The sequence below is a fragment of the Oceanobacillus sp. FSL W8-0428 genome, from assembly GCF_038004405.1.
Classification (GTDB): Bacteria; Bacillota; Bacilli; order Bacillales; family Amphibacillaceae; genus Oceanobacillus; species Oceanobacillus sojae.
In genome coordinates this window covers 2,285,658-2,298,874 of record NZ_JBBORB010000001.1, presented here as the reverse complement: position 1 = coordinate 2,298,874, position 13,217 = coordinate 2,285,658, and the positions used below count along the sequence as shown (strand labels likewise).

Below are 13,217 nucleotides of genomic sequence, written 5' to 3'. Positions count from 1 at the left end.
ACCTCCATCCACTTTTCTGCTTTATTAATTTCAAACGATCTTTTTTGAAAGATATGCTTTTCTCCCAAATTATTAGTCTATTTCTTATTGTAAAGGCTTGCTGAAAAAGTTCAACCCTTCTTTTCAGCAAAATAAGCAAATATTTATTCTAATCTTGGATGAAGAATCTGCACCTGACGCATACTTTTTAAAATTAATAGCAGCTGCTCGGCCATGTAATTCGTACTATAGCTAAAATTATTTTCCGCCCATTCAAATATCATACCAATAATTGCATTCACAAAGAAGCTAGCCTGCAAAGCCTGATTCGGCTGATTTGCTTCCTTTTTTATTTTCGTTAAATCATGAATGGTTAAGTTCTTTAATACCTTGAAAATCTTTGTCTGAAAATAAGTCAGTTTATCTGTCCGCAGCATTAATGCATAAAAGCCTTGAAATTTTTCCACATGTTCAAAAATTTTAACCGTGGAAGCGGTAAGTTTATCCAGATTGAATATACGCTTCTCTTTATAAGGCATACGATAGGATTGAATTAAATCTTCTATAATATCCTCTGTTAACTCTAATAAGATATCTGTTTGTGATTTATAATGCTTATAAAAAGTTCCTCTATTCAAATCTGCACGTTCCACGATATCTGTTACCGTAATTTTATTAAACTCCTTTTCCTCTATTAATTGAATAAGCGCATTTCGCATCGCTTTTTTTGACTTGCTAATTCGTCGATCTTCAGAATTTAACATGGATAGATTACCCCCAAATTTAGTAATTAGACAAATACATATGGAAGTGTTGATAAACATACATTTTAATCATTTTTTGTATATTGTTAACAAGATATCCCTATTATAAGATGGATAGGAAACAGATACAATTTTTTGCAGGAGGGGTAAAAATGAAATTAAAAGACAAAGTAGCCATTGTAACCGGAGCAGCTTCCGGTATGGGGAAAGCGATTGCAGAATTATATGGCAGGGAAGGCTGTAAAGTGATTGCTGCAGATTTGAACCTGCAAGGGGCAGAAGAAACCGTTCAATCCATTACAAATAATAGAGGTACAGCCAAAGCAATTAAAGTAAACATCGCTGAACTGGAAGACATCGAAAATATGATTGATGCAGCAGTCTCTGAATTCGGAACGCTTGATATCTTAGTGAACAACGCTGGTATTATGGATGGTATGGAAGCAGCCGGCGATATTGATGATAAAAAATGGGATCTAATTTTTGATGTAAATACGAAAGGAGTTATGCGTGCCATTCGCAAAGCAATTCCTATTTTCCTTGAAAAAGGGAAAGGCAACATTATTAACACCGCTTCTACAGGAGGATTAAATGGGGCTCATGCTGGTGCTGCATATGTCGCATCAAAGCATGCTGTTGTAGGCTTAACGAAAAATACAGGCTTTATGTATGCGAAGGAAGGTATTCGCTGCAATGCAATTGCTCCAGGCGGTGTAGCAACAAATATTACTTCCTCTGTATCCGATTTTAATCAATTTGGAGCGAGCCGGACACAGTTAGCGCAGGCCATGATGCCTAGAGTCGGACAACCAGAAGAAATTGCACAGGTAGCGTTATTCTTAGCTTCAGATGAATCCAGCTTTGTCAATGGAACTGTTATTACTGCAGATGCCGGCTGGACAGCAGCTTTTTAGTTTGTACTTTTACGGATTCAGATATCCTTTCTGCATCCGTTTTTATTTTGATCAGAAACACAGCCTTCTTACAAATAGTACCCCTCTGCTTCCGTTAAACTGCTCTCATCTCCCCATTGATAATTCCCTGCTCATTTTCATTTCTTAAGACGGAATGATTCTGACGGAAATTGATAAAAAATCCTTTTTTGATACGGTTAATTTCATCTGGATTGGCAATGCTAATAAGAAGAAATTTATGAAGGAAATGAGGCTCAACACATGTCTGAAAAAGAAAAATCCACCAGTCAAACAAATATTGAAAATGATAATACTTTAACCACCCGTCAAGGTCATCCCGTAACTAACAACCAAAATATCCGTACCGTCAGCAACCGTGGCCCTGCTACATTGGAGAATTATGATTTTATTGAAAAAATAAGTCATTTTGATCGTGAGAAAATCCCAGAACGTATTGTGCATGCACGCGGTGCCGGAGCACATGGCTATTTTGAAACCTATGGAACAGTTGGTAATGACCCTGTTTCCAAGTACACAAGAGCAAAGGTTTTCCAGGATAAAGGGAAGCAGACACCTGTATTTGTCCGTTTCTCAACAGTAGTTCATGGAAACCATTCTCCGGAGACAGTACGTGACCCGCGCGGTTTTGCTGTTAAATTTTACACAGAGGATGGCAACTGGGATCTGGTCGGCAATAACATCAAAATTTTCTTTATCCGTGATGCAATGAAGTTTCCTGATATGATTCATGCTTTCCGTCCGGATCCAGTAACAAATATTCAAGATTCCGAGCGCTTCTTTGATTTTTGCTCCAGCTCTCCCGAGTCCTTTCATATGGTAACCTTTATCTACTCACCATGGGGGATTCCTGCAAACTATCGGATGATGCAGGGGTCAGGCGTAAACACCTATAAATGGGTCAATCAGGATGGAGAAGCTGTTCTCGTGAAATACCATTGGGAACCAAAGCAGGGGATTAAAAATTTAACCACCAAAGAAGCTGCTGAAATCCAGGGTGAGAATTTTAATCATGCTACCCAGGATCTATATGATGCGATTGAAAAAGGCGATTATCCAGAATGGGAGCTGCTGGTACAAATTATGTCAGACGACGATCATCCAGAGCTTGATTTCGACCCGTTAGATGACACAAAATTATGGCCGGAGGATAAATTCCCATGGCTTCCGGTAGGAAAAATGGTACTTAATAAAAATCCGGAAAATTATTTCACTGAAGTTGAACAGGCATCATTCGGAACCGGTGTATTAGTTGACGGGCTGGACTTTTCCGATGACAAAATGCTTCAGGGGCGTACTTTTTCTTACTCCGATACACAGCGCTACCGTGTTGGAGCTAACTATTTGCAGGTTCCGATTAATGCAGCCAAAAAACGGGTTGCTACCAATCAGGAAGGTGGACAGTTACGTCAGCAAAACGACAAAGCTCCCGGTCAAAATCCACATGTTAATTACGAGCCGTCCGTGCTTGGCGGACTGGAGGAAGCGAAACAAACTGGCAAGGAATATACACCTTTTGTAGAGGGCAACCTTGTACGTGAATCCATTGACCGCAATGATAATACAAAGCAGGCAGGAGAAACCTTCCGTCAATTTGATGATTGGGAAAAAGATGAATTATTGTCTAATATGATTGGAGATTTATCAACCTGCGACAAGCGGATTCAGGATAAAATGATTGCACTTGCAGAAGAAGCTGACGAAGAGTATGGACGTCGTCTGAGAGAAGGTTTAAAGCAAGCGAAAAAACATGGCACCAGTCAGAATCCATTAGGTGCATCAGATGCGGAACAGGCTCCAAAGCACGCTGAAGAGCTTGGACATGACGCAGATCCTTATTAATATAAAAAATGGTACCTCAAGGTTAAGCTTTGAGGCACCATTTTAATTATTTATCTTCCTGTAAAAACGGATGAACGATTTTCTTATATGCTTCATACTTCATTTTCCATGATTCCTTTGGAAAACCCACTGGTCTTCCTGTCAGAGCTGCCTCAAACATATCTAAACAGATATGCCAGCCGGCTAAATCCTTAGGAACATGGTCATTGAGCACTGGAATATATTCTTTTAATACTAAAACACATGCATCCCCGGCCTGCTCCAGTTCAAACCGGACAGAGCCTTCTCCCCATTCAAATTGCCAATAGGTTTGCGGCTGAAAATCTAAAATAGCAATCTCAAAGGAATTTCCTGTTCCATCATTCATATTAAATTTCATTTTCCTACTTTTTCTCAGGTCTACCACTTCTAAATTGGGCATCCATTGCTGCAGTTTATCATTTTTTATTAATGTGCCCCATACTTCGTCAACAGAGCTATTAAAATTACGTGCAAAAGTTGCTATATAGCCATTTTCTGTTTTTTCTACCGCTGCCAGCATATATTGTTTTCCTCCAATAATAAGAATTGTTTGATTCCATTTATCTTTATCATATATTAATAATATATACTTTTCTAAGCCGATAACGACATTCTAAGTCTGCTTTATCAAGAGTTACCAATTATAAATGATTCCGCTGGATAGTAATTTATTATTTTGCAGAGCTGTTTTGCCATATAACCAGGAGATTGCTCAAAATCCTTTTTAATCCAATCCAGAATAATACCTAGAATTCCATAGGCATAGAATGAGGTATACATATTGTTATCCAATCCATCATGGTATGGGGTAATTAAGTTAATTTCATTCTCAAAAAATTGGGTAATGGATTGCAGAAAAACTTCATAAAATCCCGGTATGGCTTCGAATTCTCTCCAAAGTGCATAAAAATGCTTATTTTCGATAATATAATTAAAAATAACAACTTCTGAAGGAGCTAAGTCGTTTAAATGGATATAATTATTCTTCTTATAAGGAACTTTAAAGGCTTGAATCAGTCCGTTTGTCTGATCCGTAATAATTTCCTTGACTAAATCCGCCTTTTGATTATAGTGCCGGTAAAAAGTAGCGGGATTATAATCAGCGTGCTCCACAATATCCGTAACCGTTATTTGCCCATAGTCTTTTTTATGCATTAATTCAAGAAGCGCATATTTTAATAATTTTTTTGTTCTCCTCACCCGTCTATCCAATATTATATTCTTGGTAACCACTCAAATCACCCCAAACTTCTTTTCATTTTTAAACAGATTGCATTCATCTGTTGTTTATGTACACAGACCTTAATCTATTACTGATTGAAAGCGTTTTATTTAAAATTTATACTAAAATTAATTCACATATATAGTTTAACATAATTCAAAAAATCAAAGGGGTCATCCTATTGGAAAAACAATGGAATGAACAATACGACGTGGTAGTCGTAGGTTCAGGTGCCGGAGGATTAACAGCTGCTTTAACAGCACGCTTACAGGGTTTATCAGTAATTGTCATTGAAAAGACTGCTCTATTTGGCGGTTCCACATCAAAATCAGGTGGAACCATCTGGATTCCCAATAACCTTTATTTAGAAGAAGCCGGGGTTAAAGATACGTATGAGCATGCAAAAACTTACCTGGACACCACCGTGGGAGATCGTGTTCCAGATGCTTTAAAAAAGGCTTACCTGAGAAAGGGACCTGAAATGGTAAAGTATTTACACGAGAACACGGAACATTTCAGATGGGAATACACTCCCAGATATTCCGATTATTACCCTGAATCACCAGGAGGTCTGGCTTCGGGGAGAGCCGTTGAAGCCCAGCTGTTTGACCTCAGAAAATTAGGAGATGATATCAAGCATTTACGTACTTCAGGTTTGCCGACCAAAGGAATGGTATTAAAATCAAGTGAATTCCACAAAGTGAACATGATTATGAGGACATGGATCGGGAAAACAAAAGCAGTGAAAGTAGGTATGCGGCTGATCCGCACGCTCATTTCTGGATATAAACCCACTACTTTAGGTGAGGCTGCTGTTGCCCGTCTATACACTTCACTAAAGGAGGCTGGCGGAGAGGTTTGGCTCCAGACACCATTTAAAGATTTAATTTATGAAAATAATCAAGTGACGGGTGTTATTGCCGAAAGAGATGGAATGGAAATCAATATTCAGGCCCGTCATGGGGTCATTTTTGCTTCCGGCGGCTTTTCCCATAATCAGGAGCTGCGGGAAAAATATTTACCGAAGCCCACTAATACAGAGTGGACATTATCAGCGGAAAAGCAGACAGGTGATGTAATTGCTGCCGGTGTAAAATTAGGCGGGCAATTGGATTTAATGGACAAAGTGTGGGGAACTCCTACCTCAGCACCACCTGGAGCTCCCGCATTTATGCCTGTCGCTGAGCGGGCTACACCCGGCTTAATTATCGTAAATAGTAATGGTGAACGCTATATCAACGAATCTGTTCCATACCATGAATTTGTAGATCAAATGTATGAAAATAATAATGAACAGAGCTCCACGATACCGTCATGGATGATATTTGATAAACGCGTAAAGAGCCGTTATCTTGTATTTGGAATTATGCCATTACAACAGCTTCCAAAAGAATGGTTTGAAACTGATTATGCTAAAAAAGCAGATACCATTGAAGAATTGGCCAGGAAAATCAATGTACCTCCAGAAAAACTGGCTGCCACTATTTCCAGGTTTAATACATTTGCAGCTAAAGGAAGTGATGAGGATTTTCAGCGCGGAGAAAGTGCTTATGATAGATATTATGGCGATCCGACATTGAATAATCCCAATCTGGCACCACTGGACAAGGCTCCTTACTATGCGATTCCTATTTATCCAGGTGATATTGGAACAAAAGGCGGGCTGGTCATCGATGAATCAGCAAGAGTGATTACAAAGGATGGTGCTCCAATAACAGGCCTATATGCTACAGGAAATTGTACTGCCTCTGTAATGGGAGAGACATACCCCGGGCCTGGTGCAACGATTGGAGCATCTATGGTGTTTGGTTATGCAGCTGCAATGGATATCGCTGAAAACGCCAGAAAGAAAAGCAGTCGTAGTCCAAAGGTAACCATGACAGTTTAAGTGCGTCCATATTTATATAAATAAGTAAAGAGCATTCATATGCAGGAACAAAATGAAAGCATATTGTCTTCTTGATTGGCAGACAATTCTATGCAACAAATGCCAAAAGAGATTTGCATAGAGAAATGAAATATTCCATTTCTATAAAAAAGAGGATTTCGATTCACTGCTGCTGTCACAACAGCTAAATCGAAATCCTCTTTTTGTCATTCCATACCATTAGATTCAAGCCTCTCCTTCTAAACGAAAATCCGATTTTTTCCTGCTCTTTTCTTTATTTTTTTTCCGTTTACTTTTACATTGCTTCATTGTCTTCCTTACATCCTCCATTTGATAATCAATTTGGCTTTTCAACATTTCATAAGATGAAAACATGGGGTAAATCAGCTCCTGAGAATAAGTTATTTGATACTTTCATTGTATCGGCTTATCTCTTCCCACACATCGGGTCAGTGACTGATTTATCCCATGAAATTATCGCTGCTTCAGATGGAAGAGTTCCTCCTGCTTAAGGTTGAGATCATCTCCGTCTTGCCTCATTTTAAAGTGAATATACTGCAAAAATAAGTTCCAGTTGAACTGCTTATTTCTCCCCCATCGACTTTTCAATAACATCTAGTACTTGATGCAGATTCTGAACTGGAATTTGTCCCGGCGCCGAAGCTCTTTCTCCGGCTCCAAAGGTTAGTACTGAACCAAAAACCTGCCCGGATAATCGGGTGATAGCTCCAAGGGGGCCCATCGCCATTGTAATCATTGGCTTCTTTGTATGTTTTTTCATTTCATTGGTTGCTGTTAATAGCTCTAAAACATCCTCTGTTTTATTTGGCATCACAGCAATTTTTAATACATCGCCGCCAAGCTCATCTGCCCTTTTTAATCGATTGATAATCTCTGATTTAGGTGGTGTTTTTTGAAAATCATGATTGGAAATGATTACGTATGTATGCTGCAAATGCGCAATAGAAGTCAGATGTTTAACCGTATCTTCTCCCTGATACAATTCTACGTCCACGAAATCTGCAAGACCTGTCTGAATGACAAATTGATTCAACGATACATAAGCTTCTTTGGAAAGCTCTTTCTCCCCCCCCTCTTGATGACTGCGGAAGGTAAAAATCAGCGGAATTCCTTTTAAGACATTCACTAAATCGTTTAGAACCTCCAGTACTGCTGCATGATTTTCCACTTCTTCAAATATATCCGCACGCCATTCAACAATATCTATCGCCTCTTTTTGATAACGTTTAGCTTCTTCAATGATGTCTGCTTTTTTTGAAGAAGTTAAAGGAATGCAAATACTCGGCTTCCCGTTTCCCAGAGTTATATTTTTAACTGTTAATGCTTCTGTCATAATCAATACGTCCTCCATTCTTTACTGAAACTTATCCTTTAAAAACTCTTTCATCACGTACTATACCTGCCTCTTTCCCTTTGAGAAAAATGAAAAACAACCCATGTTCCTGCAACCAGCAGCATCACCAGACTCGATAGATAGAAAACAGCGGAAATTCCATATAAATCTATAATAATAAATGATAGCAAGGGCCCGATAGCCGCTCCTAAATCTACAGCTATTGTGTGCAGTGTCATCATCTTAACAGGGTTACTTCTCGCTGCCGCATCGCCCGCCAAGGTATCTGTTATCGTTAAAAGTCCGGTTGAAACCATTTGGAAAAACATAATAGTTATTAATAAAAGAACGAAAGATTCCACACGGCCTATAATCAGAAAAGCAACGCTTCCCAATGTTAACGGGACAAGTATCCAATTATATTTATACTTTCTCCTGTCTACAAAGCTGCCTATCATCGGTGCAAATACAGGATCCCACGCCCAACGGATTGCTTGAATTATTCCGGCCAGTGTCGCAGCACCAATGACAATACCAAAAAATGACCAATCAGCATGATAGGTTTGTTCGATCAGCGGGCTGAGTGTAGAAGCAAAAATGCCCATTGTGATAAAGCCCATCGTTCCTCCAGTCAGAATAACAAGAATAATATATGGATTGAGGATTGCTTGTTTTCCTTTGTCCGATAAATCATTGCTTGCAGTTGTTTTTCCACCATCTTTATAATTTTTAGGTACCAGCCTGACGATAAAAGGAAAGACTGCAACAGCTATCAATGCAAACAGGGTTGTCACAAATGGTATTGATAACTGATCGACCAAAAAACCCCCTGCCAGCATGCCTACTAATCCACCTAACCCCCATAATCCATTATACAATCCCATATAATGGCCTCTTGTTTTTTCCGTGGAGAATGTTACAACTGTGAGCATTCCTCCCAGCTTAACAAATGACCAGGCAATACCCCACAGTATTCTCGCAAACAGTAACAGCCAAAAGCCCTGAAGCAGTCCATAGGATAAGGTGCTTAAAGCAGCACAGGCTACAGAAATTAATACACCTGTACGGATATTGAATTTGCTGTAAAACAATCCTACTAATGGTGTAATCGGCAAGCGTACAAAACGATTAATGGATAACAGCACACCAATCTGCCAAATAGCAGTTAATCCGAAATCCTGCCAATATAAAGGGAGTACAATAAAAAGCATGGCATCTCCCATCACAGTTATTGCTGTAATCAGCGCAATTCCGACAACCTTCCCTTTATCACTCATGGAGTTGACTCTCTTAAGCTTGAATGATAAGTATCTCTTCTCATTATCAACCTCTCCTGTCTATCTGTTGAACTAATCCATCTTCTTACTTACCGTTTATTTCTTAATTTTCAACTTACTCCCCAATATACCACAAATTCAATTCATTTCTTATATGAAATTCCAATATATAAATGAGCTCCATAAAAATAAACGAATATATTTCTTTGAGCCATATCGCTCTATTTCACTTTTCTCCAAGATATTTTTATTACATTGACAAAAAACTGTAACACTGTTATGGTTATACACATAAGTATATAACCATAATACAGTATAAGATTAAATATAAATATTTAAAGGAGGATGCACATGTCTTATTCCATTGAAGTAAATGGTTTAACGGTACATTATAAGAATTTTAAAGCATTAGATCAGTTGAATTTCAAACTGTCTCCAGGCAAGATTCATGGCATATTAGGAAGGAATGGTGCCGGTAAAACAACCCTGTTAACATACCTTGCTTCCTTTCACAAAGCAAAGCACGGAACGATTGTTATTGACGGAGAAGATCCTTTTGAAAATGAACGGATTTTGCAGGGGACGTCTTTTATTTATGAAAAAGATAATACTTACGACTACGATAAAATCGATAAGATTATAAAGGGAATGCTTTATTTCCGCCCATATTTTGATGAGGCTTATGCAAGAGAATTAGTAAAAAGATTTAAAATTCCTACGAATAAAAGTGCTGATCAATTATCAAAAGGACAATATTCCGCTTTGCAGGTTGCCATTGGCTTAGCAAGCAGAACCCCGCTCACTATTTTTGATGAAGCATATCTGGGAATGGATGCACCGGCAAGAGAACTGTTTTACAAAGAAATCTTGTTAGAGCAGGAAAGACATCCGCGTACGATTTTATTTTCTACACATCTTGTCTCAGAAATGGAGTACCTCTTTGATGAAGTGCTTATAATCGATAACGGAAAAGTTCTATTACAAGAAACAAGCGAGCAACTTCTTGAAAAAGGCTTCTCCATTACAGGAGCTAAAGAAGATGTTGAGGCATTCACAAAAACATTAGAGGTCATTTACGAAGAGATGCTTGGTGGAACAAAATCTGTGATGGTTTACGGAACTTTACCGAAACAAGAGCAGCGAGAAGCAGTTGAACTCGATTTAGAAATCGGTTCACTATCTATAAATAATCTGTTTATACATTTGACGAAGGAGGAGGAAAGAACATGAAACAATTTCATTTAGGCTGGGCATTTTTCATTGAACAGATTAAATGGGCTTCCTGGTTCTATAGCATTATAATTGTTTTGACAATTGGAACTACTATCGCGAACCATTGGGGGTTTTTAGATAACCTTGATATCAGCAATACCACTTCTACTATATTTATGTTAATTATCGGATTGCTTTATTCTTATGGGTTCTTAGATTACTATTATAAATTAGGAATTTCCAGGAAAAAGTTTTTTAAAGCCGCTTTATTCGCATCTGCTTTGCTTTCTATTATATTAGCTTTGGCAATGATCACCATGATTGTTTTATTTGAGACACTCGTCCCGGCATTAGGATTTGCTGTCCCATGGACAGATCCATTAATCGGCGGCGGGGTATTATCCTTCATTCAAAGCATAGCTGATTATTCCGTTGCCCATTTCTTTTATCTTTTACTTGGCTGGTTTATGGGGCTTGGTTTTTATCGTTTTCGCTGGAAGATTGGATTATTGTTTATCCTTATTTCCTTTCCATTTTTCGGGATATCCGCATTATTACAAGACAAAGCTGATATTGCACATACCATTAAATTTTTCACCGTCAATCCGCAGATTATCAGTATTGGGCCTTATCTTATTTTCTTTATCATGATAGCCATTTTAATCGTCTGTAACTACCGCTTAACGAAAGACGCACCCATTCGATTATAAAATCATATCAGAAAGGAGGCTATACGAACCATGTCCACACAATTTCGGAGTGATAAACCTATTTTCATTCAAGTCCGGGAACAGATTGAAGACCAGATTGTCAATAATCAGTTAAAGGAAGGCGAGCAGGCTCCCTCTACCAATCAGCTGGTTCAATTTTATAAAATTAATCACGCCACCATCTCCAAAGGCGTTACACAGCTTGTAGATGAAGGCATTCTATATAAGAAGCGAGGTGTTGGTATGTTTGTCGCAGAAGGAGCAAAGCAAAAACTCGTTCAAAAACGGAAGCAGGCGTTTATGGATGATTATGTCATCGGTTTAGTCCAGGAAGCAGAGAAGCTTCGTATTACAGAGAACGAAATCATTGATCTGATAAAAAAGGCAAGAAAGGGGGATAAAGCATGAGTTTCACGGTTGAAGCAATAGATGTCAGTGTACGATATAAGGATTTCACGGCTATTGATCAGATCAGTTTTCAGCTGGAGGCCGGAAAAATTCATGGCTTATTAGGAAGAAACGGCGCCGGGAAAACAACCTTATTATCAGTGCTGTCAGCTTTCCGAAAAGCTGATGGCGGAAGTCTTATCATTGATGGAGATGATCCTTTTGAAAATCCAAGAATCATGCAGGATACGATCTTTATTTTTGATCAGCAGAAGGATTTGGAGTACACCTATGATAAAGTTGGAGAAATGTTAAAAGAAATGGCTTATTTCCGGCCAAATTTTGACGAAACATATGCCCTGGAATTGGCTAAGAAATTCAAGCTGCCTTTAAATAAAAAAGTGAATCATCTATCCAAAGGTAAGAAATCAGCATTTCAGGCTATTATCGGTTTAGCATCCAGAGCTCCTTTAACTATTTTTGATGAAGCTTATTTAGGAATGGACGCACCGACAAGAGAAATTTTTTATAAAGAGATTTTAAATGATCAGGAAGAGCATCCGAGAACGATTATCTTTTCCACTCATCTCGTTTCCGAAGCAGATTATCTATTCGATGAGGTGCTGATGATTCATAACGGAAAGGTTTTATTGCAGGACACAAATGAGCAAGTGATTTCCAAAGGGTTCTCACTTACAGGCTCCATGGAACAAATAGATGCTTTTTCAAAGGACTTAGAGATTTTAAACAGTCAGGTACTAGGCGGAACAAAATCCGTCATGGTATATGGCGAACTCTCTGAACAACAGAGAAATGCAGCAAATCAAGCCGGAATTGAGATTGGCGTCCTCTCTCTCCATGATTTGTTTGTGCATTTGACAAAGGAGGAAGATGAATGAGTTCCATTATCTTATCACCCAAAAAAATAGCCAGACTCTTATTTATGGAACAAGTAAAGTGGACGATGTGGTTTCTTTCCTTTATGTTTGTGATTTATATAGTCGTAGTAACCTTTGCTTCTGGTCCGCATTCCAGTTTTATAGACTTGACAAACTTTTCAAACGGATCTTCAGGTATTTACATGTTAATTATTGGTATTTTGACAACATCATCTTTCTTTTATTATTACATGCAGCAGGGGGCTACCAGAAAAAACTTTTTTCTTGGCACGATAATATCATCCGCCCTGATAGCCATAGCAATAACAGTCATCCTGATACTGTTAACTTTTATTCTCCAATTTATATCTGGTTGGGCAGGCTGGAATATTCATGGACAAGAGCTTGATTTCACAAGCAGCTTCTCTGCATTTATTTATACCTTTATCAGACTTGCCATTATGCACCTTATTTACTTTTTAATCGGGTGGATGATTGGTTTGACCTTCTACCGTTTAGGCTGGCTGTATGGGCTTTTATCCATCGCATGCAGCATTCTTCTGTTAGCAATAACTGGTATTCTAATAGAAGTCACACATTTTTCTTTTTTTACAAATATTATCAATTTGCCAGCTTTTATAGCCACACCACTAAGCCTTGTATTAATTGTTCTCCTTTTTGGCGTTAACTATCGGCTGATTAAAGATGTGACGGTAAAAATCTGATTTAATAAAAAAGTAGAGCATTTCCC

Annotated in this window: 14 protein-coding genes; 8 read left to right on the top strand and 6 right to left on the bottom strand. The window is 38.4% G+C overall.

All coding sequences use genetic code 11. The features are described from left to right. Positions 1–143: 143 nt before the first annotated feature. Entirely contained in the window at positions 144–743 is a 600-nt protein-coding gene (locus MKY30_RS10730; protein ID WP_339284679.1) for a TetR/AcrR family transcriptional regulator, read from the bottom strand. Between the two features lie 152 nt (positions 744–895). Here MKY30_RS10730 and MKY30_RS10725 point away from each other — a divergent pair, with 152 nt between their 5' ends. After that, positions 896–1,657 carry an SDR family oxidoreductase gene (locus tag MKY30_RS10725; RefSeq protein ID WP_339284677.1) on the top strand — a complete coding sequence of 254 codons (762 nt, stop codon included), beginning with the start codon at positions 896–898 and terminating at the stop codon, positions 1,655–1,657. A gap of 261 nt (positions 1,658–1,918) precedes the next feature. Continuing rightward, complete coding sequence (locus MKY30_RS10720) at positions 1,919–3,517, top strand: catalase (protein ID WP_147210814.1); 1,599 nt, start codon at positions 1,919–1,921, stop codon at positions 3,515–3,517. A 46-nt stretch (positions 3,518–3,563) separates the two neighbouring features. Here MKY30_RS10720 and MKY30_RS10715 read toward each other — a convergent pair whose 3' ends face one another. Both MKY30_RS10715 and MKY30_RS10710 read right to left on the bottom strand, forming a co-directional pair. Next, the gene (locus MKY30_RS10715; RefSeq protein WP_339284676.1) at positions 3,564–4,058 is read right to left on the bottom strand and encodes an SRPBCC family protein; all 495 of its coding nucleotides are present in this window, start codon (positions 4,056–4,058) and stop codon (positions 3,564–3,566) included. Between the two features lie 107 nt (positions 4,059–4,165). Continuing rightward, positions 4,166–4,771 carry a TetR/AcrR family transcriptional regulator gene (locus MKY30_RS10710; RefSeq protein ID WP_339284675.1) on the bottom strand — a complete coding sequence of 202 codons (606 nt, stop codon included), beginning with the start codon at positions 4,769–4,771 and terminating at the stop codon, positions 4,166–4,168. Positions 4,772–4,941: 170 nt separating this feature from the next. On the opposite strand from MKY30_RS10710, the gene MKY30_RS10705 reads away from it, so the two are divergent. Next, the gene (locus tag MKY30_RS10705) at positions 4,942–6,648 is read left to right on the top strand and encodes an FAD-dependent oxidoreductase (RefSeq protein WP_339284673.1); all 1,707 of its coding nucleotides are present in this window, start codon (positions 4,942–4,944) and stop codon (positions 6,646–6,648) included. 225 nt (positions 6,649–6,873) lie between these two features. Here the strand turns inward: MKY30_RS10705 and MKY30_RS10700 are convergent, their stop codons facing one another. The 3 genes from MKY30_RS10700 to MKY30_RS10690 all read right to left on the bottom strand — a co-directional run bounded on the left by MKY30_RS10700 (position 6,874) and on the right by MKY30_RS10690 (position 9,279). Continuing rightward, complete coding sequence (locus MKY30_RS10700) at positions 6,874–7,023, bottom strand: hypothetical protein (protein WP_339284671.1); 150 nt, start codon at positions 7,021–7,023, stop codon at positions 6,874–6,876. 208 nt (positions 7,024–7,231) lie between these two features. Next, the gene (gene aroD / locus MKY30_RS10695) at positions 7,232–8,002 is read right to left on the bottom strand and encodes a type I 3-dehydroquinate dehydratase (RefSeq protein ID WP_339284669.1); all 771 of its coding nucleotides are present in this window, start codon (positions 8,000–8,002) and stop codon (positions 7,232–7,234) included. A gap of 53 nt (positions 8,003–8,055) precedes the next feature. Beyond that, a complete protein-coding gene (locus MKY30_RS10690; RefSeq protein WP_339284668.1) occupies positions 8,056–9,279 on the bottom strand; it encodes an MFS transporter in 1,224 nt (407 codons plus the stop codon). A 351-nt stretch (positions 9,280–9,630) separates the two neighbouring features. Here MKY30_RS10690 and MKY30_RS10685 point away from each other — a divergent pair, with 351 nt between their 5' ends. From MKY30_RS10685 to MKY30_RS10665, 5 genes are read left to right on the top strand one after another with little or no spacing between them, the layout of a single operon-like run. Continuing rightward, the gene (locus tag MKY30_RS10685) at positions 9,631–10,509 is read left to right on the top strand and encodes an ATP-binding cassette domain-containing protein (RefSeq protein WP_147210807.1); all 879 of its coding nucleotides are present in this window, start codon (positions 9,631–9,633) and stop codon (positions 10,507–10,509) included. After that, complete coding sequence (locus MKY30_RS10680) at positions 10,506–11,201, top strand: hypothetical protein (protein ID WP_339284667.1); 696 nt, start codon at positions 10,506–10,508, stop codon at positions 11,199–11,201. Before MKY30_RS10685 ends, MKY30_RS10680 begins: the two co-directional genes overlap by 4 nt. Before the next feature lie 30 nt (positions 11,202–11,231). Beyond that, positions 11,232–11,609 (top strand): GntR family transcriptional regulator, encoded by a 378-nt coding sequence (locus MKY30_RS10675; protein ID WP_147210805.1) that lies wholly within the window; start codon positions 11,232–11,234, stop codon positions 11,607–11,609. After that, a complete protein-coding gene (locus MKY30_RS10670; protein WP_341083870.1) occupies positions 11,606–12,487 on the top strand; it encodes an ABC transporter ATP-binding protein in 882 nt (293 codons plus the stop codon). The genes MKY30_RS10675 and MKY30_RS10670 overlap by 4 nt, the downstream gene beginning before the upstream one ends. Beyond that, positions 12,484–13,191, top strand: coding sequence for a hypothetical protein (locus MKY30_RS10665; RefSeq protein WP_341083869.1), 708 nt, complete (start codon positions 12,484–12,486; stop codon positions 13,189–13,191). Before MKY30_RS10670 ends, MKY30_RS10665 begins: the two co-directional genes overlap by 4 nt. Positions 13,192–13,217 lie beyond the last annotated feature (26 nt).

Bases quoted from the DNA above. Each gene is read 5' to 3' on its own strand.
- MKY30_RS10730 (WP_339284679.1), bottom strand. From the start codon at position 743: ATGTTAAATTCTGAAGATCGACGAATTAGCAAGTCAAAAAAAGCGATG.
- MKY30_RS10725 (WP_339284677.1), top strand. From the start codon at position 896: ATGAAATTAAAAGACAAAGTAGCCATTGTAACCGGAGCAGCTTCCGGT.
- MKY30_RS10720 (WP_147210814.1), top strand. From the start codon at position 1,919: ATGTCTGAAAAAGAAAAATCCACCAGTCAAACAAATATTGAAAATGAT.
- MKY30_RS10715 (WP_339284676.1), bottom strand. From the start codon at position 4,058: ATGCTGGCAGCGGTAGAAAAAACAGAAAATGGCTATATAGCAACTTTT.
- MKY30_RS10700 (WP_339284671.1), bottom strand. From the start codon at position 7,023: ATGTTTTCATCTTATGAAATGTTGAAAAGCCAAATTGATTATCAAATG.
- aroD (WP_339284669.1), bottom strand. From the start codon at position 8,002: ATGACAGAAGCATTAACAGTTAAAAATATAACTCTGGGAAACGGGAAG.
- MKY30_RS10690 (WP_339284668.1), bottom strand. From the start codon at position 9,279: ATGAGTGATAAAGGGAAGGTTGTCGGAATTGCGCTGATTACAGCAATA.
- MKY30_RS10685 (WP_147210807.1), top strand. From the start codon at position 9,631: ATGTCTTATTCCATTGAAGTAAATGGTTTAACGGTACATTATAAGAAT.
- MKY30_RS10680 (WP_339284667.1), top strand. From the start codon at position 10,506: ATGAAACAATTTCATTTAGGCTGGGCATTTTTCATTGAACAGATTAAA.
- MKY30_RS10675 (WP_147210805.1), top strand. From the start codon at position 11,232: ATGTCCACACAATTTCGGAGTGATAAACCTATTTTCATTCAAGTCCGG.
- MKY30_RS10670 (WP_341083870.1), top strand. From the start codon at position 11,606: ATGAGTTTCACGGTTGAAGCAATAGATGTCAGTGTACGATATAAGGAT.
- MKY30_RS10665 (WP_341083869.1), top strand. From the start codon at position 12,484: ATGAGTTCCATTATCTTATCACCCAAAAAAATAGCCAGACTCTTATTT.